Origin of the sequence: Variibacter gotjawalensis (assembly GCF_002355335.1) — a bacterium.
GTDB lineage: Bacteria > Pseudomonadota > Alphaproteobacteria > Rhizobiales > Xanthobacteraceae > Variibacter > Variibacter gotjawalensis.
Map to the genome: position 1 here is coordinate 765,962 of NZ_AP014946.1, position 20,690 is coordinate 786,651.

The 20,690-nt window shown below is 62.0% G+C and carries 19 protein-coding genes; 8 read left to right on the forward strand and 11 right to left on the reverse strand.

Annotated features, from left to right (window positions below; all coding sequences use genetic code 11):
* Positions 1-109: 109 nt before the first annotated feature.
* Both GJW30_RS03690 and GJW30_RS03695 read right to left on the reverse strand, forming a co-directional pair.
* Positions 110-640, reverse strand: a complete 531-nt coding sequence (locus GJW30_RS03690) for a cyclic nucleotide-binding domain-containing protein (protein WP_096351779.1) — start codon at positions 638-640, stop codon at positions 110-112.
* 204 nt (positions 641-844) lie between these two features.
* Positions 845-1,522 carry a response regulator transcription factor gene (locus tag GJW30_RS03695; RefSeq protein ID WP_096351782.1) on the reverse strand — a complete coding sequence of 226 codons (678 nt, stop codon included), beginning with the start codon at positions 1,520-1,522 and terminating at the stop codon, positions 845-847.
* 125 nt (positions 1,523-1,647) lie between these two features.
* On the opposite strand from GJW30_RS03695, the gene GJW30_RS03700 reads away from it, so the two are divergent.
* The gene (locus GJW30_RS03700; RefSeq protein ID WP_096351785.1) at positions 1,648-2,199 is read left to right on the forward strand and encodes a L,D-transpeptidase family protein; all 552 of its coding nucleotides are present in this window, start codon (positions 1,648-1,650) and stop codon (positions 2,197-2,199) included.
* On the opposite strand, the gene GJW30_RS03705 is transcribed toward GJW30_RS03700, so the two are convergent.
* Positions 2,196-2,864 carry a YggS family pyridoxal phosphate-dependent enzyme gene (locus tag GJW30_RS03705; protein WP_096351787.1) on the reverse strand — a complete coding sequence of 223 codons (669 nt, stop codon included), beginning with the start codon at positions 2,862-2,864 and terminating at the stop codon, positions 2,196-2,198. The genes GJW30_RS03700 and GJW30_RS03705 overlap by 4 nt on opposite strands.
* Positions 2,865-2,975: 111 nt before the next feature.
* On the opposite strand from GJW30_RS03705, the gene leuS reads away from it, so the two are divergent.
* From leuS to holA, 3 genes are read left to right on the forward strand one after another with little or no spacing between them, the layout of a single operon-like run.
* Entirely contained in the window at positions 2,976-5,642 is a 2,667-nt protein-coding gene (leuS, locus tag GJW30_RS03710; protein WP_096351790.1) for a leucine--tRNA ligase, read from the forward strand.
* A complete protein-coding gene (gene lptE / locus GJW30_RS03715) occupies positions 5,629-6,189 on the forward strand; it encodes an LPS assembly lipoprotein LptE (RefSeq protein ID WP_245408646.1) in 561 nt (186 codons plus the stop codon). Before leuS ends, lptE begins: the two co-directional genes overlap by 14 nt.
* 6 nt (positions 6,190-6,195) lie before the next feature.
* Positions 6,196-7,206: a DNA polymerase III subunit delta gene (gene holA / locus GJW30_RS03720; RefSeq protein WP_096351793.1), complete on the forward strand. Its 1,011-nt coding sequence runs from the start codon at positions 6,196-6,198 to the stop codon at positions 7,204-7,206.
* 41 nt (positions 7,207-7,247) lie between these two features.
* Here holA and GJW30_RS03725 read toward each other — a convergent pair whose 3' ends face one another.
* From GJW30_RS03725 to mnmE, 5 genes are all read right to left on the reverse strand, one after another.
* On the reverse strand, positions 7,248-8,129 hold the full coding sequence (locus GJW30_RS03725) for a ParB/RepB/Spo0J family partition protein (protein ID WP_096351796.1): 882 nt from the start codon (positions 8,127-8,129) through the stop codon (positions 7,248-7,250).
* A 44-nt stretch (positions 8,130-8,173) separates the two neighbouring features.
* A complete protein-coding gene (locus tag GJW30_RS03730) occupies positions 8,174-8,992 on the reverse strand; it encodes a ParA family protein (protein WP_096351798.1) in 819 nt (272 codons plus the stop codon).
* A 66-nt stretch (positions 8,993-9,058) separates the two neighbouring features.
* Positions 9,059-9,685 (reverse strand): 16S rRNA (guanine(527)-N(7))-methyltransferase RsmG, encoded by a 627-nt coding sequence (gene rsmG / locus GJW30_RS03735; RefSeq protein WP_245408647.1) that lies wholly within the window; start codon positions 9,683-9,685, stop codon positions 9,059-9,061.
* The gene (gene mnmG / locus GJW30_RS03740) at positions 9,682-11,559 is read right to left on the reverse strand and encodes a tRNA uridine-5-carboxymethylaminomethyl(34) synthesis enzyme MnmG (protein ID WP_096351801.1); all 1,878 of its coding nucleotides are present in this window, start codon (positions 11,557-11,559) and stop codon (positions 9,682-9,684) included. Before mnmG ends, rsmG begins: the two co-directional genes overlap by 4 nt.
* Positions 11,560-11,659: 100 nt before the next feature.
* Entirely contained in the window at positions 11,660-12,967 is a 1,308-nt protein-coding gene (mnmE, locus tag GJW30_RS03745) for a tRNA uridine-5-carboxymethylaminomethyl(34) synthesis GTPase MnmE (protein ID WP_096351804.1), read from the reverse strand.
* 126 nt (positions 12,968-13,093) lie between these two features.
* On the opposite strand from mnmE, the gene GJW30_RS03750 reads away from it, so the two are divergent.
* On the forward strand, positions 13,094-15,112 hold the full coding sequence (locus GJW30_RS03750) for a thioredoxin domain-containing protein (protein WP_096351806.1): 2,019 nt from the start codon (positions 13,094-13,096) through the stop codon (positions 15,110-15,112).
* A 190-nt stretch (positions 15,113-15,302) separates the two neighbouring features.
* Here GJW30_RS03750 and rho read toward each other — a convergent pair whose 3' ends face one another.
* The 3 genes from rho to hemE form a co-directional block, all read right to left on the reverse strand.
* Positions 15,303-16,568: a transcription termination factor Rho gene (gene rho / locus GJW30_RS03755; protein ID WP_096351809.1), complete on the reverse strand. Its 1,266-nt coding sequence runs from the start codon at positions 16,566-16,568 to the stop codon at positions 15,303-15,305.
* A 218-nt stretch (positions 16,569-16,786) separates the two neighbouring features.
* Entirely contained in the window at positions 16,787-17,212 is a 426-nt protein-coding gene (gene hemJ / locus GJW30_RS03760; RefSeq protein ID WP_172887543.1) for a protoporphyrinogen oxidase HemJ, read from the reverse strand.
* Between the two features lies 1 nt (position 17,213).
* Positions 17,214-18,179: a uroporphyrinogen decarboxylase gene (gene hemE, locus GJW30_RS03765; protein ID WP_245408731.1), complete on the reverse strand. Its 966-nt coding sequence runs from the start codon at positions 18,177-18,179 to the stop codon at positions 17,214-17,216.
* Between the two features lie 432 nt (positions 18,180-18,611).
* Between hemE and GJW30_RS03770 the strand changes: the two genes are divergently transcribed.
* Genes GJW30_RS03770 through coaE form a run of 3 tightly spaced genes read left to right on the forward strand, consistent with a single transcriptional unit; the run spans position 18,612 to position 20,677 of the window.
* Positions 18,612-19,457 carry a pyruvate, water dikinase regulatory protein gene (locus GJW30_RS03770; RefSeq protein ID WP_096351815.1) on the forward strand — a complete coding sequence of 282 codons (846 nt, stop codon included), beginning with the start codon at positions 18,612-18,614 and terminating at the stop codon, positions 19,455-19,457.
* Complete coding sequence (locus GJW30_RS03775; protein ID WP_096351818.1) at positions 19,454-20,062, forward strand: Maf family protein; 609 nt, start codon at positions 19,454-19,456, stop codon at positions 20,060-20,062. The genes GJW30_RS03770 and GJW30_RS03775 overlap by 4 nt, the downstream gene beginning before the upstream one ends.
* Before the next feature lie 6 nt (positions 20,063-20,068).
* On the forward strand, positions 20,069-20,677 hold the full coding sequence (gene coaE / locus GJW30_RS03780) for a dephospho-CoA kinase (protein WP_096351821.1): 609 nt from the start codon (positions 20,069-20,071) through the stop codon (positions 20,675-20,677).
* Positions 20,678-20,690: the final 13 nt, after the last annotated feature.

A 20,690-nucleotide genomic window follows, 5' to 3' on the forward strand; every position in this document is an offset into this window, starting at 1 on the left:
AGCTCGCGCCCGGAGGGCGCTACAGCTGCAGCAGGAGTTGGATGCGTGCTACCGCACGCTGACTGGACTCCCGCTTTCGCGGGAGTGAGCGGAATCAGGACGATGTACCTCAGCTCTTAGGCGCGGGCTTAGCTTCATCCGCCTTCGGCGGCTCGGACGCTTTCGCGGGCGGAACGTCCTTCGGCTCTTCGCTGACGTCCAGCACCTTGCGCACCTTGGCGAGGTCGTTGACGAAACGCTGCGTGCGTTCGGACAACGTCTGTTGCAGGCGGCGCGCGACAGTCGGGTAGCCTTGCAGCATCTTGATGAAGAGCGCGCGCGGGATCCGCATGACGGACGCGGGCTCGGCCGCCATCACGGTCATAGGCCGGCGCGTCTGCACCAACAGGGCGGTCTCGCCGATCAGCGTTCCGCGCGACAGTTCGACTTGCTGCATCAGCCGTTCACGGCCGATCGCCCGGAGCGAGCCAATTTCGACGACGTAGCCGGCATCAGCCACATCGCCTTCGCGAAACAGGACTTCACCCTGCTGGAGCGCCTTGCTCTCGGAGCCGATGACAAGCACGCGCAAGGCCTCACGCCCCAGCACCGAGAAGGTGGGGACGCGTTCCAGCAGCGCTATGTCGTCGTCGATAGCCATCCGTCAAACCGATCAGAGCACATTTGCTGATTCGGCTTAACAGGCCGTGAGGGCTCCGTCATGGTGAGGAGCGGCTTTAGTCGGCGCAGCCGACCCGGCCGCGTCTCGAACCACGACGGCCGAAGTGCCGCCGTATCCAGGCCGTCGTCCTTCGAGACGCCCATGCCGGCTTAGCCGGCCCGGGCTCCTCAGGATGACGGATCGCTACGGGATTAGCTTATAGCCGCCCGCTTCCGTCACCAGGATCGCCGGGCTGGTCGCGTCGAGTTCGACCTTCTGGCGCAAGCGATAGATATGCGTCTCGAGCGTGTGCGTGGTGACGCCCGAGTTGTAGCCCCAGACCTCCTGCAGCAGCGTCTCGCGCGACACCGGCTTTTGGCCGGCCCGGAAGAGGAAGCGCAGAATCGCGGTTTCCTTCTCGGTCAGCCGGACCTTGGCCTTTTCGCTCTGCAGCATTTTCGCGCCTGGACGGAACGCGTACGGCCCGATCGTGAAGACCGCGTCCTCGCTGGCTTCATGCTGGCGCAGCTGCGCGCGAATGCGGGCGAGCAGCACCGAGAAGCGGAAAGGCTTGGTGACGTAGTCGTTGGCGCCCGACTCCAGGCCCATGATCGTGTCGGCGTCGCTGTCGTGGCCCGTGAGCATGATCACCGGAGCCTTGAAGCCGCTTTCACGGAGCTGGCGGACAGCCTCGCGCCCGTCGATATCGGGAAGTCCGACATCCATCAGCACCAAGTCCGGTGCCTTTGCCCTTGCGCTCTCGATGCCGTTGGCGCCGCTATCGGCAACGACGGGGTCGAATTCGGTCTGCAGCTGCTCTGCGAGCATGCCGCGGAGTTCGGGATCGTCATCGACGATCAAAATCGTACGGGGATTGGCCATGGACCCATTTCAATTTTTTGGCGGCAAAGCGAAAGAGGCCGCAATGCCGCAGGAAAAGCTGCTTGCTATAGAGTTGGGGCGAGTTTAGGCGAATTTCCATCCTGAGAGGAAATTACCGTTTGGCAATGCAGCATGATTCCGGTCACGAGGGCGTGAGATGCGCCGGTTTGGTGCAGATCCGGGCCCGCGCCGGTGCGCGGAGCAAAGGCTGGCTAAAGCTGGACGGTCGCAGCATTCCGGTCTCCCTCGGGCGCGGCGGCATCCTCGCCGACAAGCGGGAAGGTGATGGCGGCACGCCGCGCGGCGTATTCCTGCCCGTCCGGGTCTGGTGGCGGAAAGATCGCGGCTCGCGGCCGCAAACGTTGCTGCCGACGCGGCCAATTCGCCCTGACGACGCCTGGTGCGAAGATCCGAAGGACCGTCGCTACAATCAGCCGATCCGGCTCGGCCCAGGTGCGGCAGGCGACCGGCTGACCCGCGACGACCATCTCTACGACATTATCATCGAGATCGATCACAACACGCACCCGCGCGTAGCGGGGCGCGGCAGCGCGGTCTTTATCCATCTGGCGCGCAAAGATTTTTCACCGACCGCCGGCTGTGTCGGATTGACGGGTGCCGAGCTGCGCCGTTTGCTTGGACGCATGTCGAAACGGACCCGAATCGAGATTCGCTAAAGCTTCGGCCGTTCGCCGAAGATCGCCGAGCCGACACGGACATGCGTCGCGCCAAGCCGCACTGCCGTGACGTAGTCCGCGCTCATGCCCATCGACAGCGTCTTGAGGCCATTGCGTTCGGCTATCTTGCCCAGCAGCGCGAAATGCGGGCCCGGCGCCTCATCCGCCGGCGGAATACACATCAAGCCATCGATCGCGAAACCGAATTCGCCGCGGCATGCTGCGATGAAGGCGTCCGCCTCCTCCGGCAGCACGCCGGCTTTTTGCGGCTCCGCGCCCGTATTGACCTGCACGAGCAGCCGCGGCGCGTGGCCGAGTTTGTCGATCTCCTTCGCCAATGCTGCGCACAAACTCGTCCGGTCGACCGTTTGGATCACATCGAACAGGGCCAGCGCTTCCTTGGCTTTATTGGATTGCAGCGGCCCGATCAGATGCAGCTCGATCCCGGCTTGCCTCTCTTTAAGCTCCGGCCACTTGCTCTTCGCCTCCTGCACGCGATTCTCGCCGAAAACACGATGCCCGGCCGCGATCACGGGCCAAATCCCCTCCGCCGCGATCGTTTTCGTCACCGCTACAAGCGAGACTGCATCCGCTGGCCGCCCGGCCTCGACCGAAGCGGCGGCAATCTCGTGTGTCACGGCCTCATATTGCGCGACAGTCGACATTCTTTATCTCATCCATCGAATCCGGCTCCGCGCGCCTCGAAACACGCCGAAACCGTTGACCCTACGCGCCCTTTCATGACACCTACCGCCCGAATCTAAAAGGCTCCCGAAATGGCGACGGATCGTTACAACGCGCGCGACGCCGAGGCGCGCTGGCAAAAAGTCTGGACCGACCAGAAAATCTTCGAAACGAAGAACGACGACCCGCGCCCGCGGTACTACGTGCTCGAGATGTTCCCGTATCCATCGGGGCGCATCCATATGGGCCACGTCCGCAACTACACGATGGGCGACGTGCTCGCCCGTTGGCGCCGCGCGATGGGCTACAATGTGCTCCACCCGATGGGCTGGGACGCCTTCGGTCTGCCGGCCGAAAATGCTGCGCGGGACAACAAGATCAACCCGCGCATCTGGACCTACGAAAACATCGACACGATGAAGCGGCAGCTCAAGTCGATGGGCTTGTCGCTCGACTGGTCGCGCGAATTCGCGACGTGCGATCCGACTTACTACAAGCACCAGCAGAAGATGTTCCTCGACTTCTGGAAGGCCGGCTTGGTCGAGCGGAAATCCGCCAAGGTCAACTGGGATCCGGAAGACATGACGGTGCTCGCCAACGAGCAGGTCATCGACGGACGCGGCTGGCGCTCCGGCGCGCTGGTCGAACAGCGCGACCTCACGCAGTGGTTCTTCAAGATCACCGCGATGAGCCAAGACCTGCTCGACAGTCTTGGTACGCTCGATCGCTGGCCCGAGAAAGTTCGCCTCATGCAGGAGAACTGGATCGGACGCTCGGAAGGCTTGCTGCTCCGCTGGCCGATTCAGAAGGGCACGGCACCAGCTGGCGAGACCGAACTCGAAGTTTATACGACGCGCCCCGACACGATCTTCGGCGCATCCTTTATGGCGATCGCGGCTGATCATCCGATCGCGAAGAAAGCGGCTGAGAACAACGCAAAGCTCGCGGCCTTCATCGACGAGGTGAAGCGCGGCGGCACGTCCGCGGCCGAAATCGAGACTGCCGAAAAGAAGGGCTTTGATACCGGCATCCGCGTCGTCCATCCGTTCGATGATTCATGGACGCTGCCGGTTTACGTCGCCAACTTCGTGCTGATGGATTACGGCACCGGAGCGATCTTCGGCTGCCCCGCGCACGATCAGCGCGACCTCGACTTCGCGCGCAAATACGATTTGCCGGTCGTCGCTGTTGTCATGCCGAAGGGCGGTGATGCCGCGACATTCTCCGTCGCGAATGAAGCCTTCGTCGATGACGGCACGATGATCAACTCGCGCTTCCTCGACGGCATGGCGTGGAAGCAAGCGTTCGACGACGTTGCGGATCGGCTCGCCGCCGTGACGATCAACGGCCGCCCGATGGCGGAGCGCAAAGTGCAGTTCCGCCTGCGCGACTGGCTCATCTCACGTCAGCGCTATTGGGGCTGCCCGATTCCCGCAATCCATTGCGAGGCTTGCGGCACCGTTCCGGTTCCGAATCAAGACTTGCCGGTGCGCTTGCCGGATGACGTGACGTTCGACAAGCCAGGCAATCCGCTCGACCATCACCCGACGTGGAAGAACGTGAAGTGTCCGCAGTGCGGCAAGGATGCGCGCCGCGACACCGACACGATGGACACGTTCGTCGACTCGTCGTGGTACTTCGCGCGCTTCACGGATCCGTGGAACGCGGACGAGCCGACGACACTCGATGTTGTCGACGGAGATCACAACGGCAAGAAGGGCTGGCTCCCGGTCGATCAATATATCGGCGGCATCGAGCACGCGATTCTGCATCTGCTTTACTCGCGCTTCTATGCGCGCGCGATGAAGGAGACGAACCACCTCAACGCCGTGAAGGAACCGTTCGCCGGTCTCTTCACGCAAGGCATGGTGGTGCACGAAACGTATCGTGTCGGGAACGGTCAGAACGCTTATTATGTGACGCCGTCCGAAGTGAAGATTGAAGACGCCGGTGGCAAGCGCACGGCGTCGCTCATTGCGGACGGGACGGCGGTCGAGATCGGTTCGATCGAGAAGATGTCGAAGTCGAAGAAGAACGTCGTCGATCCGGACGACATCATCGCGACCTTCGGCGCCGACACCGCGCGCTGGTTCATGCTCTCCGACTCGCCGCCCGAACGCGACGTGATCTGGACCGAAGAGGGCGCGCAAGGCGCATGGCGTTTCGTGCAGCGCTTGTTCCGTCTGGTCGGGGAAGCCGGCCGTCTTGCGTCGCCGCCCGATGCACCGCGACCGGCCGAGTTCTCCGAGCCCGCCTTCACGCTCCGCAAGGCAACGCACGGCGCTTTGGCCAAAGTCTCGGACGACGTCGAGAAGCTCCGCTTCAATCGCTGCGTCGCCCACATCTACGAATTTGCCAATGCGTTGCAGGCAAGCCTCACCGCGGCCGCCGCTCAAAAGACGGTTTCGGACGACTTCGCCTGGGCCTTCCGCGAGGCTGCCGATGTGCTGGTTCGGCTGTTCCAGCCCATGATGCCGCACCTCGCCGAGGAATGCTGGCAGAATCTAGGGCAAAAGGGCCTCGCCGCCGAAGCCACTTGGCCGGCCGTCGAGAAGGCTCTGCTGGTCGAGGACGAGGTCACGCTGCCGGTCCAGATCAACGGAAAGAAGCGAGCCGAGGTGACAGTTGGCCGAAATGCGACGATAATGGAGGTCGAACAGGCCGCGCTCGCTGTAGAAGCCGTTCAGGCTGCGCTCGGCGGAAAACCGCCGCGCAAGGTGATCGTGGTGCCGCAAAGGATCGTGAATGTCGTTGCGTAACATCAACGCGAAGAGCTGGATGCGCATCGCAGCCGTGATGGCGCTTGCCGGTCTCACGGCCGGCTGCTTCCAGCCGCTGTACGGCGAACGCTCCCTCGCGGGCGGCGCAAGCATGCGCGATGCCTTGGCGGCCGTAGAAATTCAGCAGATCGATGCGCCGCCCGGCGACGCGAGAGCGCGTATGGCGGTGGAGCTGCGCAACGAACTCCAGTTCGCGCTGCGTGGTGGCAATGGGTCGATGCCGGCAACGCATAGCCTGAAGATCAACATCACGGACGGCCGCTCGTCGATCATCGTCGACCCGACGACCGCGCGTGCCGAGTATGAAATCATTTCGCTCGACGCGACCTATACGCTGATCGATCTGAAAACCGGAAAGCCTGTCTTCACCAGCACGGCGACGGCGCGCACGTCTTACGATGTTCCCGGGCAGCAAAATCGTTACGCCATGTTGCGTGGCCAGCGGAATGCGCAAGGCAAAGCGACCACCGTCATCGCCGAGCAGATTCGCAATCGCTTGGCGTCGCATCTAGCCGCTGGCACCTGATCCCGAATGGCTCTGCTGAAATCGGGCGTTGACGCTTTCGTCGCACGCCCCGATCCCGCGCGCGCAATCGTCCTTCTTTTTGGCCCCGACGATGGCCTCGTCTCCGAGCGAGCCGAAACGATTGTCCTCGCCAGTGTTGATGATCCGCGCGACTTGATGGCCGTCATGCGCATCGCGGGCGACGAGCTCGCGGCCGATCCCGCGCGTCTCGCCGACGAGGCGCTATCGATCCCGATGTTCGGCGGGCGCCGCGTGATCTGGGTTCGCGCAGGCAGCCGCAATTTTGTTTCGGCTCTGGAAGCTTTGATCAAAGGCGGCCAACTGCGCGAAACGCGGATCGTCATCGAGGCCGGCGACTTGAAGAAGTCGGCTCCGCTGCGTGCGCTCGGCGAACGCAACCCGGCCGTCACCGCCATCCCGTGTTACGTCGACACCGCGCAAGATCTCGCCAAGCTGATTGACGAAGAGATGCGCGCCGCGAATCTAAAGATCAGCAGCGAAGCGCGGACGGCGCTTGCTGCTCTGCTAGGCGGCGACCGGCGCGCATCGCGCGGTGAAATTCAGAAGCTCGCGACATACGCGCACGGCCGCGGCGAGGTGACGCTCGACGATGTCGCAGCCGTCGTCGGTGATTCGTCGTCTTGGGCGATGGACGAGTTGATCGACGCCGCCTTCGCAAAACAACCGCGCCAAGTCGAAGCTCTATTCGGCAAGGCACTCGAGGAAGGCGGATCGCCCGGCGGCATCATCTTTGCGGCCGCACGACAATGCGCTCAGCTTCATCGCGCTCGGCTAAATGTCGAAGGTGGGACACCGGTTGAAGACGCGATCGGCCCGCAGATATTCTTTAAGCGGAAACGATCGTGGGAGCAGGCGCTCCGAGCTTGGGATGCGGCGCGGCTTGCTAAGATGATTGTTGACCTTGGTGATCTCGGCTTAGCCGTCCGTCAGAACGCTTCACTGAGCACCGCTTACGTTCACCGCGCATTGCTACAAATCGCTAGCGCAAAGAAATAATCTTTAAATCATTTCTTGAGTGATCGTTCGCTTCTTTGGCTTCAAGCCGCTCCCAGCTTCATGACCAGGGAGTCCAACTGATCGAGCGACTTGTAGCGAATCCGCATTTCACCGCTTTCGCCACGATGCTCCAGGCTCACAGAGAGGCCGAGGAAGTCGGAGAGTCGGCGCTCAAGCGCTCGCGTATTGGGATCCTTCTCGACGGCAACGCGGGCCCGCACAGGCTTACCCTTCGCAGCAGCCGCATCCTGCGCGATCGTTTCGACCGCGCGGACATTGAGCCCCTTCTCGACAACCTCACGCGCTACGGCTTCCGGGTCCGGCAGCGCCAGAAGTGCGCGCGCATGACCTGCCGATAGCTTCCCCTCCGAAACGAATGCCTTCACGGAGTCGGGTAAGTTGAGGAGACGAAGCGTGTTAGCGACATGGCTACGGCTCTTACCGACCACCCGCGCGATGTCTTCCTGGCCGTGTCCGTACTCTTCACCCAGCGCTTTATAACCCAGCGCCTCTTCGAGCGGGTTGAGATCTTGCCGCTGAACGTTCTCGATGATCGCAAGCTCCAGCGCCTCGCGGTCCGTTGCTTCGATGAGAACGATCGGCAGCTGGTGCAGACCGGCACGCTGCGACGCGCGCCAACGGCGCTCGCCGGCGATGATCTCGTAAGCGTCCTGCTCGCCCGCAACCTGGCGGACGACGACAGGCTGAATGACGCCACGCTCCCGAATCGATTTCGCGAGCTCTTCAAGTTCGGCATCGGAAAACTGCCGCCTCGGGTTCTTCGGGTTCGCGCGAATGAACTCGATCGGGACGCGGCGCTGGCCGCGCGACGCTCGTTCGCTGCTCGCCGGCGGGTTGTCATTCACCTCGCCGATCAGCGCAGCCAAGCCGCGGCCGAGTCGTGATTTTGCTTCTTCCGCCATGTATGCCTCAAGTCTCAGTTGCCGCCGCAGAAGTTCGACGTCCGCTACGCCGCGCGAAGCGCTTTCTCGCGCTGAATGATTTCGGAGGCGAGTCGAAGATACGCCTGGCTGCCGACGCACTTCAGGTCGTACAGCAAAACTGGCTTGCCGTAGGACGGTGCTTCGGAGACGCGAACATTGCGTGGGATGATCGTCTGATAAACCTTGTCGCCCATGAAGCCACGCACGTCGGCGACGACCTGTCCGGAGAGACGATTACGCGCATCATACATCGTCAGAACGATGCCGTGAATCGTCAACTTGGGATTGAGCGACACGCGCACCTGCTCGACCGTCTTGAGCAACTGGGACAAACCTTCGAGCGCAAAAAACTCACACTGCAGTGGGACCAGGACGGAGTCCGCCGCCGCCATTGCATTGACCGTCACGAGGTTGAGCGACGGCGGGCAGTCAATCAGGATGTAAGTGTAAGACGACGCAGCTTCGGCACCCTCGTTCAGCGCCGCAATGGCGTTGCGCAACCGAAACGCCCGATCCTTATGCTGCGAGAATTCCAATTCGAAGCCCGACAGATCCATCGTCGCCGGCACGATGTGAAGGCGCGGCACCGCCGTCTCGCGCGCTGCCTCGCGCATCGTCACTTCGCCGGCGAGCACATCGTAGCTTGAGCGCGAGCGATCCTTCTGCCCGACACCAAGACCGGTCGACGCATTGCCCTGCGGATCGAGATCGATGATCAGCACCTGCTCGCCGATTGCAGCGAGCGCGGTCCCCAAATTGATAGCCGTCGTCGTCTTGCCGACGCCGCCTTTTTGGTTGGCGAGGACGAGCGTGCGGGCTTTTCCGATCTCGGTGGTGATCATCGTTACGATCTCGAATCGATCTCGAAGCGCGGCGTTCCGGCTTCTCTCGTGATTATCGCGGTAGATTTATCGCCGCCGCGCGTTGAGAACTCTGACGATTTTCGCGTGAGGTTCGATTACGCTTGGCACAAGCTCCGCATCAATATGCCAAGATATGGCTGCCTGGGTCAATTCCTGCTCTACATCTTGGCCCTTCGGAAGCAGCGCTTGTGCACCTTTTTTCAGAAAGGGCTCGACGTAATCGAGCAATTTGTCCATCGGCGCGAGCGCGCGCGCCGACACGATATCCGGTGCTTCCGCAAAACTGGCGGCAAATTCTTCAATCCGCTTTGCGTGAACCTTCACGGGCAGGCCGGCAATGCGTGCGCATTCGCGTAGAAACGCAGCCTTCTTGTTATTGCTTTCAACGAGATGGATTGACCCACCTCGATCTACAAGTGCGGCGGCGACGACGAGACCCGGAAATCCTCCGCCGCTACCGAGATCAACCCAGAGCCGCGCATCGGGCGCCAGCGCGAGCAGCTGCCACGAGTCGCCGACGTGGCGGGTCCAGACTTCGCTGACGGTCGACGGTGCGACGAGATTGATCCGCTGCTGCCAGATGCGGAGCTGTTCGACGATCGCGTCGAGGCGCTCCATCGTTTCACGTGAAACAGCGGCGCGCTTCTCGAACGCTGAGCGGCCGTCGCTCACCCGCGCTGCGCCCGCTTCCGCTCGGCCTCGGCGCGGCGCATCCGTGCCGCGAGAAGCGCGAGCGCTGCCGGCGTAACGCCGTCGATCCGCGCCGCCTGCCCCAAAGTTTCCGGCCGCTGGGCCGTGAGCTTCTGGCAGATCTCGGCCGACAATCCGCGGATGGCCGCATAGTCGAGATCACCCGGCAATGCGACAGCCTCGTCTCGGCGATACGCTTCGATGTCTGCACCCTGCCGTGCCAGGTAGACGGAGTACTTCGCGTCGATCTCGAGCTGGCCCGCGATCGCCGCATCGATGGCGGCGAACTCCGGCCAAATCCGTTTCACGTCATCGAGGCCGAGGTCCGGATAGGCTAAAAGGTCGAATGCTGTTCGCCGCTGGCCGTCGCGGTTCAGCTGGACCCCGAAGCGCTCGGCCTCGTTCGGCGTGACACTCCGGCTTTTTGCCAATGAGAGTGCCGCTTCAAGCGCAGCCGCTTTCGTCTCGAAATGCTTCCGCCGCTCAGAGCCCACGCAGCCCAGCGCAATCCCGCGCCCGGTGAGCCGCTGATCTGCATTGTCCGCCCGCAGCGACAGCCGATATTCCGCCCGCGACGTGAACATGCGATACGGCTCGGAAACACCCCGTGTCACGAGATCATCGATCATCACGCCAAGATACGCTTCGGCGCGATCGAAATGGATCGGGTCCGAATCGGATGCACGCGCCGCCGCATTGAGACCGGCCACAAGTCCCTGTGCCGCAGCCTCTTCATAGCCTGTCGTACCGTTGATCTGACCCGCGAGGAAAAGCCCTGGGGCGCGCTTGCATTCTAGCGTGTGGAGCAATTCACGAGGATCGACGTGATCGTACTCGATCGCATAGCCAGGCCGGACCATCAAGGTCCGCTCCAGGCCCGGAATTGTTGCGATGATCGCCTTCTGAACATCTTCCGGCAGGGACGTCGATATCCCGTTCGGATACACCGTCGGATCGTCCAGACCCTCAGGCTCGAGGAAAATCTGATGGTTCTCGCGGTCCGCAAAGCGGACGATCTTGTCCTCGATGGACGGGCAATAACGCGGTCCCCGGCTCGCGATCTGACCGGAATACATCGGCGAACGATGGACGTTCTTCCGGATGACGTCGTGAACCGCGTTGGTCGTCCGCGTGATCCCGCATTCGATCTGGCGGTTCGGCAGACGATCCGTCAGCGCCGAGAAAGCCTCCGGCGGATCATCGCCAGCCTGCATTTCGAGCGCGGCCCAATCAATCGTCCGGCCATCGAGGCGCGGCGGCGTTCCAGTCTTGAGCCGCCCCAGGCGAAACCCAAGACGCTCGAGCGAGGTCGAAAGACCAAGGGCCGGAGCCTCGCCAACGCGCCCTGCCGGGATCTGAGTCTCGCCGATATGGATCAAGCCCCGCAGAAATGTCCCGGTCGTCAGCACCACCGAGGCAGACGCAATCTCTCGGCCGTCCTTGAGCCTGACACCCCGAACCGTACCCGAATCGATCAGCAGATCATCGACCTCAGCGTCCCCAAGCGCGAGGTTTTCTGTTTCACGTAGAGCCGCCTGCATCGCCGCCGCATAGAGCTTTCGGTCGGCCTGCGCCCGAGGCCCGCGGACAGCCGGTCCCTTGCGGCGGTTGAGCACCCGGAACTGAATTCCGCCGGCATCGGCAACCCGGCCCATCAGCCCGTCGAGCGCATCGATCTCCCGGACCAGATGCCCCTTGCCGAGCCCGCCAATTGCGGGATTGCAGGACATAGCGCCGATGGTGTCGAGCCGGTGCGTAATGAGAAGCGTATCGGCGCCCATGCGAGCGGAGGCCGCGGCGGCCTCGCAGCCGGCATGCCCCCCTCCGATGACGATGACATCGACGGCGCTTTTCATGCGCGGCTTATCTCATCTTTGACCAAGAATCGGAAGTGATTCCTGCATCGTTGCGCATGCGAATCGATGATGTCGTCCGTTTCACGTGAAACAGACCCGCTCATTTCCCGATGCAGAAGTCCCTAAATACCGCATCAAGAACGTGCTCGACATCGATCCGCCCAAGCAAACGCTCGAGCGCGCGGCCTGCCAACCGCAGCTCTTCCGCAACGACTTCGTCCCCAAGCGCCGCCGCCTCAGCCCTGAGCAATGCATCCCGCGAATCCTGAATCGCGAGTCGGTGACGTTCTCTCGTAATGATACGGCTTTCGCCGCGCCCATACCTCTCGGCGACGTATGAGCCAATCGCCGACACGAGCTCACCCACCCCATCTCCAGACCTCGTCGAAGTCAGCCAGTCGGCACGCTGTTTCGCGGACGAATCGACTAGGTCACTCTTGCTCCCAACCCGCCAGACATCGGCACCAAAGGCTTCGGGCAGTGACGGCTGGCCACTAAGGTCATCCAACCAAAGAACCAAGTCGGCACCCTCGGCTCGCAAACGAGCACGCCGAATGCCCTCCTGTTCGATCGGTTCGGAGGAGTCATGAATTCCGGCCGTATCAATGATCGTGACAGGGTAACCTTGGAGGTCGAGATGCACCTCGATCACGTCTCGCGTTGTCCCAGCGATCGGCGAAACGATCGCAACGTCGCGCTGCGCAATCGCGTTCACTAAGCTCGACTTACCGGCATTGGGCGGTCCTGCGATCGCAACGACAATGCCATCACGGACACGTTCACCGCGCTGCGCTTCTGCCAGCACCGCGTCGAGTTCAGCCCGCAGCCCAGCCACTTCCTTCAATGACGCCGCGGCGACATCTTCCGAAACATCGCCTTCGTCCGAGAAATCGATAGCAGCCTCGATCCTCGCTTGAGCCGAAATGATCTGCTGCCGCCAAGCATCCGCACGACGCGAAAGGCCACCCAGCATTTGACCAATCGCTTGACCGCGTTGTTGCTCCGTCTCGGCCGCGATCAGATCGGCAAGAGCTTCTACGGCGGGCAGATCCATATGGCCGTTAGCTAGCGCCCGCCGCGTAAACTCGCCCGGCACGGCGAGACGTAACCCATCCATTCTCCCGAGAGCAGCGAATACAGCCGCAACGACTGCCCGGCCTCCGTGGAGCTGAAGCTCCGCCATGTTCTCGCCGGTCTCGCTCGACGGCGCTGGAAACCAGAGCGCCAAAGCTTGATCTATGGCGGCTCCACTCTCGGGTTCGCGCACGCGAACCAACGCTGCCGTCCTCGGCTGAGGAAGGCGCCCGACAAGCGCCTGAAGCGCGTCGCCGGCCTTCGGTCCCGACAGCCTGACGATCCCAATCGCCGCCGGCAGCGCGCCGGAAGACAGCGCAAATATTGTGTCCATGTTGCGGACTCGTATTCATTCCATAGATAGTATGAACCACGTTCCGCAATATGCATCGGATTCAGCCCGGAACTTTCTTGCGGCCCATCGGCATGTTCTACATAGCCGAGATTTCGAGGATTACGAATGCCCAACAAACTCGCCGGCGCGACGAGCCCATACCTCCTGCAGCATCAGGATAACCCGGTGCATTGGTGGCCCTGGAGCCCAGAGGCACTGGCAGAAGCCAAACAGCAGCGAAAGCCGATCCTTCTCTCGATAGGCTACGCGGCCTGCCACTGGTGTCACGTCATGGCGCATGAGAGCTTCGAGGACCCGGCGATCGCCGGGCTGATGAACGATCTCTTCGTCAGCATTAAAGTCGACCGCGAAGAACGGCCCGACATCGACCAGATCTACATGTCCGCCCTCCACCACTTAGGTGAACAAGGCGGCTGGCCCCTGACCATGTTTCTGACCCCTGCCGGCGAACCGATCTGGGGCGGCACGTACTTCCCGCCGACGTCGCGCTACGGAAAGCCCGGCTTCCCCACGGTCCTCAACGAAATTGCGCGACTCTTCCGCGACGAACCTGAGCGCATCGAGAAAAATCGCTCCGCCCTGATGGGCCGCCTCTCCCAAGCAGCCCGCTCCGACGGCGCCGTAACGATCGGCACTTCCGAACTCGACCAGGTCGCCAAACACATTCTCGGCGCCATCGACCAGACCCACGGCGGCGTCCGTGGCGCTCCAAAATTTCCGCAAGTCGAGATCTTCGAGCTCGTGTGGCGTCTCGGTGAGCGCAACCAAGATGCGGCGGCGTTTCAGGCCATCGACCACACCCTCGACCGCATTTGCCAAGGCGGTATCTACGATCACCTCGCCGGCGGCTTCTCGCGCTACTCGGTCGATGAGCGATGGCTCGTCCCGCATTTCGAGAAGATGCTCTACGACAACGCGCAACTGATCGACCTCCTCGCGGCCTCGCACGCGCGCACCTCCAATCCTCTCTTCACCCGCCGCGTCAGCGAAACAATCGGTTGGCTCGATCGCGAGATGAAGCAGCGCGGCGGAGCTTTCGCGGCTTCACTCGACGCCGATTCCGAAGGCGAGGAGGGCAAGTTTTACGTTTGGTCTCGCGATGAAATCACGGCCCTGCTCGGTGCCGACGCCGCCGCATTCTCAGACTTCTACGACGTGACCCTGGGAGGAAACTTCGAAGGCCACAACATCCTGAATCGACTCAACGCGTTATCGCGCGCAAGTTCATCCACCGCAGCTCAAGACGACGCCGACAGTCCGGCGATTCAACTTTTGCGCAGCAAGCTTTTGACCGCGCGCGAGAAACGCATCCGTCCCGGCCTCGACGACAAAATCCTCGCGGATTGGAATGGCATGATGATCGCGGCCCTCGTCCGCGCCGCCACCGTGTGGTCGAAGCCCGACTGGCTCGCCCTCGCAAAAGCCGCATACGATTTCGTCCGGTCCGACATGAACCGCGACAACCGCCTCGGCCATTCGTGGCGTGACGGCAAACTGCTCTTTCCCGGTCTCGCGTCCGATCATGCGCAGATGGCGCGCGCCGCTATCGCGCTCTACGACGCGACCCAAGATCGCGCCTATCTCGATCAAGCCGAAGCGTGGCAAGACACGCTCGAGCGTCATCACGTCAACGCCGACGGTTCTTACTACCTGACGGCGGACGATGCCGAGGGACTTATCATCCGACCGCATGCGACGAACGACGACGCAACGCCCAACCACAACGGCGTCATCGCCGACAACCTCATTCGCCTGGCAACATTGACCGGCAAGGATTCGTATCGCGACCGTGCCGATCGTCTTCTCACAGCGCTCGCGCCGGCGGCTGCCGCAAATCCTTTCGGTCACGCGTCGACACTCAATGCGATCGACTTCCGCATGCGCACCGTCGAGATCGTGGTCACGGGCGAGGGCGCCGATGCCGACGCACTCGCCGCGGTCGCGCGAGGATTGCCGAACCTCAACGCGATCGTGCTGCGCGCGTCGGAGTCGAAAGAGTTGCCGAGCTCGCATCCGGCGCGTGCCAAAGCAGAGCAGGGCATCACGGCAGCCTTCGTCTGCGTCGGCCAGTCATGCTCTCTGCCCATCACGGACCCGAATCGATTGGCTGAAGCCGTTGCCTGACAGCTATTTAACCTGAGCTAGCCTTCCTCTCCGTCATGGCTCGGCTTGTCCGGGCCATCCACGACTTAACGGTGCTCCCAAAAAACCAGACGTGGATGGCCCGCATGAAACGGGCCATGACGGTGAATAACGCAACAAAAAACCCGCCGCAATCGCTCGCAGCGGGTTTCCTCTCGGCAAAGCCGAAACGTTACGTATTCATCGAGCCGAAGAACTCGTCGTTCGACTTCGTGTTGCGCAGTTTGTCGAGCAGGAAGTCGATCGCGTCCATCGTCCCCATCGGATTGAGGATGCGGCGCAGAACATACATCTTCTTGAGCGTGTCCTTCTCGGTGAGCAGCTCTTCCTTACGCGTACCCGAACGCGTGATGTCGATCGCCGGGAATGTGCGCTTGTCCGCAACCTTACGATCGAGGATGAGCTCGGAGTTACCCGTGCCCTTGAACTCTTCGAAGATGACTTCGTCCATGCGGCTGCCGGTATCGATCAGCGCCGTCGCGATGATCGTGAGCGAGCCACCTTCCTCGATGTTACGCGCGGCACCGAAGAAGCGCTTCGGGCGCTGCAGAGCATTCGCGTCGACACCGCCGGTCAGCACCTTGCCCGATGACGGCACGACCGTGTTGTAAGCGCGGCCGAGGCGGGTGATCGAGTCGAGCAGGATGACGACGTCGCGGCCGTGTTCGACCAGGCGCTTCGCCTTCTCGATCACCATTTCGGCGACCTGAACGTGACGCGTTGCCGGCTCGTCGAAGGTCGATGAAATGACTTCGCCCTTCACGGAGCGCTGCATGTCGGTGACTTCTTCCGGGCGCTCGTCGATCAGCAGAACGATGAGGTAGCACTCGGGGTGATTCGCCGCGATCGCGTGGGCGATATTCTGCAACAGAACCGTCTTACCAGTACGCGGCGGCGCGACGACGAGCGCGCGCTGGCCTTTACCGATCGGGGCGACGATATCGATGACGCGCGCCGAGTAATCCTTCTTGGTCGGATCCTCGTGCTCCATCTTGAGCCGCTCGTCGGGGTAGAGCGGCGTCAGGTTATCGAAGTTGATCTTGTGACGCGCCTTGTCCGGGTCTTCGAAATTGATCGTATTGACCTTGAGCAGGGCGAAGTATCGTTCGCCTTCCTTCGGGGAGCGGATATCGCCCTCGATGGTGTCGCCGGTGCGCAGGCCAAAGCGGCGGATCTGCGAGGGCGAAACGTAAATGTCGTCCGGGCCGGCGAGGTAATTCGCTTCCGGGGAGCGCAAAAAGCCGAAGCCGTCGGACAGAACTTCAACGACGCCTTCGCCGATGATGTTTACTTCTTTGGCGGCGAGTTGCTTGAGGATCGCGAACATCAGCTCCTGTTTGCGGAGCGTCGAGCCATTCTCGACTTCATGTTCGTCGGCGAACGCCAGCAGCTCTTGCGGCGTCTTCGCCTTCAGGTCTTGTAACTTCATTTCCCGCATGCGGGTGGTCCTTGGAAATTCTCCGCCGGCTCGAAATAGCGGGCGGTCATAAGGGGGAGGGAGAGATCGCAGGTCTTGAGGTATCGGAACGAAATGTTCTGGAAACCCGACGATTCGGCCGGTCCGCTATCGGCGGAACCGAGACGCGAAAGCATCCGCCTGCGTTCGGAGGGATGAGCCAACATAGGCCGTTGCCTTCGTCTTAGCAAGTGGCCCAATCAAAACGGCTTAACGATGACCATCACGACAATGATGATCATGAGGAGGGTCGGCACCTCGTTCATGATGCGCCAATGGCGCGCCGTTTTCGTGTTGCGGTCCTCCGCGAAGGCCCTGACCGCGGCCGAGAAATAGCCGTGCAGGCCGGACAGCAGAAACACGCAAGCGAATTTGACGTGAAACCAGCCCGATTTGAGGAAGCCGCCGTCATAAGCGAGCCAAAGTCCGACCACCCAGGTGATCGCCATCGCCGGGTTGATGATGAACTTGAGCAGCCGCCGCTCCATCACCTTGAACGTTTCGGACTTGTCCGAACCCACCGCCGCGTCGGCGTGGTAAACGAACAGGCGCGGCAGGTAGAGCATGCCGGCCATCCAGGCGATGACCGCGATCACGTGGAGCGCCTTGAGCCAGAGGTACAACATCTCAGGCTCCCCGCACCCGCCGGATCATCTGCTCGACATGCGCAATCGGCGTCTCCGGCGTTATGCCGTGGCCGAGATTGAAAATATGCGGTCTGCCCGCAAAGGCTTCGAGCACATCGTCGACCGCCTGATCGAGCGCGCGGCCGCCGGCGATCAACACCAACGGGTCGAGATTGCCTTGCACGGCCTGCGGAGCCGGCACCATGCGGTTTGCCGCCTTCGCATCGATCATCCAGTCGAGACCGATGCCGTTGACGCCAGTGAGCTTCGCATAGGCCTCTAGGTTCGTCCCGGCATCACGCGGAAACCCGATGATCTTTGCCTCCGGCACGGCTTCCCGCACGAGCCGAACGATCGCAGCGGTCGGCTCGACGCTCCAGCGCTGAAATTCGCGGGGCGACAACACGCCGGCCCAGGTATCGAAAATCTGCACGGCGTGAACGCCGGCCTTGAGTTGGCCGATCAGATATCCCGCCGAAGCCTGCACAAGCGTTTCCATCAGCCGCGCGAACGCTTCCGGCTCGCGATAGGCCATCAGTCGCGCCGGCGCCTGGTCGGGCGTTCCGCGACCCGCGATCATGTAGGTCGCCACTGTCCAGGGCGCTCCGCAGAACCCGAGGAAGGTCACATGCGGCGGCAGCTCTTTGCGGACCAGCCGGATCGTTTCGAACACCGGCTCGAGCTTGCCCATGTCGGCTTCACGCTGAACACCATCGAGCTTCGCGGCATCGTCCAGCGGATCGAGACGGGGACCTTCGCCGGCCTCGAACGTCACCGAGCGTCCGAGCGCATGCGGGATGACCAAAATATCCGAGAACAAAATCGCTGCGTCGAAGTTGAACCGTCTGATCGGCTGCAACGTCACTTCGGCTGCGTAGGCCGGCGTGAAGCAGAGATCGAGAAATCCGCCCGCCTTGGCGCGCAGCTCTCGGTACTCGGGAAGATACCGGCCAGCTTGCCGCATCATCCAGATCGGAGGACGCGACAGCGTTTTTCCGCTGAGCACCTCAAGCACACCGAGTTGTCCGCTCACACACCCTCTCTATAACACTTAAGAGATTCTTAAAGTTTAAGACTCTTTGACGGTTGATTAGACTCAACCTTTGCCCTTCAACGGCCTGACCACAGCCGGGCAGGTTATCCTCGTAGTCCAAATTCAGTTCTTCGCCGTTCGCTGCCGTCGGAAAACCGAAGCGACAGAGCATGTTGCAGTCAAACGGCGGAAAACTGTGCCCGACTTATCCCCTGCCTCTCCGAATTCCACAAGCCGAGCTTCACGCGGCCTCCCGCTGAAGAACTTTTGCATTCTGTCCCCACTGACACGACCAGGTCGCTTGCCATGGGGCCGCCGGCGTGGCCTTCTCCCGTCTCGTCCACAGCCCATACAGACAGCGACTTTATGACCGAACGGAACGGCAGCTTCTTTCACCTGCATCTCGTTTCGGACTCGACCGGTGAAACGCTGATCACGGTCGCCCGCGCGGCCACCGCCCAGTACGACAGCGTCTCCGCAATCGAGCACGTTTACCCGCTGGTGCGGACGCAAAAGCAGCTCGAACGTGTCTTGGTCGAGATCGAGGAATCGCCCGGCATCGTCCTCTACACATTGCTCGAAGGCCCGCTCACGGTGCGCCTCGAAGCCAAGTGTCAGGAATTCGGCGTGCCCTGCATGTCGATCCTCGGGCCGGTGCTTCGCCTGCTACAGTCTTATCTCGGCGCCGAATCGAACCCGCGCGTCGGCGCGCAGCATGAACTCAACGCCGAATATTTCCGGCGCATCGATGCGTTGAACTTCACGATGCTGCATGATGACGGCCAGAATACGGACGAGTTCGAGGACGCTGATGTCGTCTTGCTCGGCATCTCCCGCACGTCGAAAACGCCGACTTCGATCTATCTCGCCAACCGGGGCGTGAAGACTGGAAATTACCCGCTCGTGCCTGGTGTGCCGCTGCCGTCACATCTCGAGCGATTGCAGAAACCCCTGGTAGTCGGGCTTTTCGCGAGCCCCGAGCGCATCGTGCAGATCCGTCAGAACCGCTTGCTTGGGCTGCGCGCCGACCGCACCGACGATTCCTACATCGATCGCCACGCGGTTGCCGAAGAGATCGCGTTCTCGCGAAAACTATTTGTGCGCAACAATTGGCCGATCATCGATGTGACTCGCCGTTCGATCGAGGAGACTGCCGCTGCGGTCCTCGCGTTGCTCGCGGAACGCCGCCGGCATCCGGAGCAAACCTCGTGAGTTTGTGGCGGCTGCCCGAACCGCTCATCCTCGCCTCCGGCAGCAGCGTGCGGCGACAGTTGCTCACGAACGCCGGCATTCCGGTCGATGTGCATCCGGCAAACATCGACGAGCGTGCGATCGAAAAATCCGCGAGCGATTTGTCGCCGCCCCAACTCGCCGCCCGGCTCGCACACGCAAAGGGCGAGCATGTTGCGCAGCAATTTCCATCGCGAGTTGTACTCGCCGCCGATCAAACGATGGCCTGCGGCGATCGCGTCTATCACAAGCCGACCGACCTTGCCGCGGCGCACGCCCAAATTACCTCGCTGCTCGGCCGCACCCACGAACTCCACGCCGCGATCGCGCTCTTCGCAAACGGCCGCTGCGTGTTCGAGGGCTGCGAAACTGCCCGGCTGACGATGCGCGATGCGACGCCGGATTTCGTCGGGCGCTATCTCGATCTCGCCGGCGAGAAAGTCTTCACCAGCGTCGGCGGGTATCAGCTCGAGGGAATCGGGGTTCAGCTCTTCGAGAAGATCGAAGGCGATTACTTCACCATCCTAGGCCTTCCGCTGCTTCCGCTGCTGAAATTCCTTCAATCGAAGCAGTATGTTGTGGCATAACGCGGCATGCTGATCCTTGGCCTCACGGGTTCGATCGGAATGGGCAAGTCGGCCACCGCGAAGATGTTCGTGGAGGCGGGGGTGCCGGTGAACGACGCCGATGCGGTCGTCCACCGCCTCTATGCTGGCGAGGCCGTTCCGGCCGTCGAGGCCGCCTTTCCGGGCGTTTGCGTCGACGGCAAAATCGACCGCGAGCGCCTCGCTAAGAAGGTGCTCGGCGACGCCGCGGCGCTTAAAAAACTGGAATCGATCGTTCATCCGATGGTCGGCGCCGCCGAACGCCGGTTTCTTGCCGAGGCCGCGAAGTCAGGCTCCCGCACGGTGGTGCTCGATATTCCGCTGCTGTTCGAGAACAACGGCGAGCACCGCGTCGACGCGGTCGTCGTCGTCTCGGCCCCGGCCGATGTGCAGCGCGAGAGGGTTCTCGCCCGCCCGAACATGACACCGGAGAAGTTCGCCGCGATCCTGGCAAAACAGACACCGGACGCAGAAAAGCGCCGCCGCGCGCATTTCGTGGTGGATACATCCCGCGGCTTCGATTCCGCTCGGGCCCAGGTTCGTGCGATTCTCCGCGCCGTAGCGACCATACCTGGTCACCCTACCAGCGACCGCTAGTCGCCGAATCGGT

Coding starts and splice junctions, on each gene's coding strand:
- GJW30_RS03750 (WP_096351806.1), top strand. CDS start 13,094: ATGCCCAACAAACTCGCCGGCGCGACGAGCCCATACCTCCTGCAGCAT.
- hemJ (WP_172887543.1), bottom strand. CDS start 17,212: ATGTTGTACCTCTGGCTCAAGGCGCTCCACGTGATCGCGGTCATCGCC.
- rho (WP_096351809.1), bottom strand. CDS start 16,568: ATGCGGGAAATGAAGTTACAAGACCTGAAGGCGAAGACGCCGCAAGAG.
- leuS (WP_096351790.1), top strand. CDS start 2,976: ATGGCGACGGATCGTTACAACGCGCGCGACGCCGAGGCGCGCTGGCAA.
- GJW30_RS03695 (WP_096351782.1), bottom strand. CDS start 1,522: ATGGCCAATCCCCGTACGATTTTGATCGTCGATGACGATCCCGAACTC.
- holA (WP_096351793.1), top strand. CDS start 6,196: ATGGCTCTGCTGAAATCGGGCGTTGACGCTTTCGTCGCACGCCCCGAT.
- GJW30_RS03730 (WP_096351798.1), bottom strand. CDS start 8,992: ATGATCACCACCGAGATCGGAAAAGCCCGCACGCTCGTCCTCGCCAAC.
- lptE (WP_245408646.1), top strand. CDS start 5,629: ATGTCGTTGCGTAACATCAACGCGAAGAGCTGGATGCGCATCGCAGCC.
- mnmG (WP_096351801.1), bottom strand. CDS start 11,559: ATGAAAAGCGCCGTCGATGTCATCGTCATCGGAGGGGGGCATGCCGGC.
- GJW30_RS03705 (WP_096351787.1), bottom strand. CDS start 2,864: ATGTCGACTGTCGCGCAATATGAGGCCGTGACACACGAGATTGCCGCC.
- mnmE (WP_096351804.1), bottom strand. CDS start 12,967: ATGGACACAATATTTGCGCTGTCTTCCGGCGCGCTGCCGGCGGCGATT.
- coaE (WP_096351821.1), top strand. CDS start 20,069: ATGCTGATCCTTGGCCTCACGGGTTCGATCGGAATGGGCAAGTCGGCC.
- GJW30_RS03725 (WP_096351796.1), bottom strand. CDS start 8,129: ATGGCGGAAGAAGCAAAATCACGACTCGGCCGCGGCTTGGCTGCGCTG.
- hemE (WP_245408731.1), bottom strand. CDS start 18,179: ATGATGCGGCAAGCTGGCCGGTATCTTCCCGAGTACCGAGAGCTGCGC.
- GJW30_RS03770 (WP_096351815.1), top strand. CDS start 18,612: ATGACCGAACGGAACGGCAGCTTCTTTCACCTGCATCTCGTTTCGGAC.
- GJW30_RS03700 (WP_096351785.1), top strand. CDS start 1,648: ATGCAGCATGATTCCGGTCACGAGGGCGTGAGATGCGCCGGTTTGGTG.
- GJW30_RS03690 (WP_096351779.1), bottom strand. CDS start 640: ATGGCTATCGACGACGACATAGCGCTGCTGGAACGCGTCCCCACCTTC.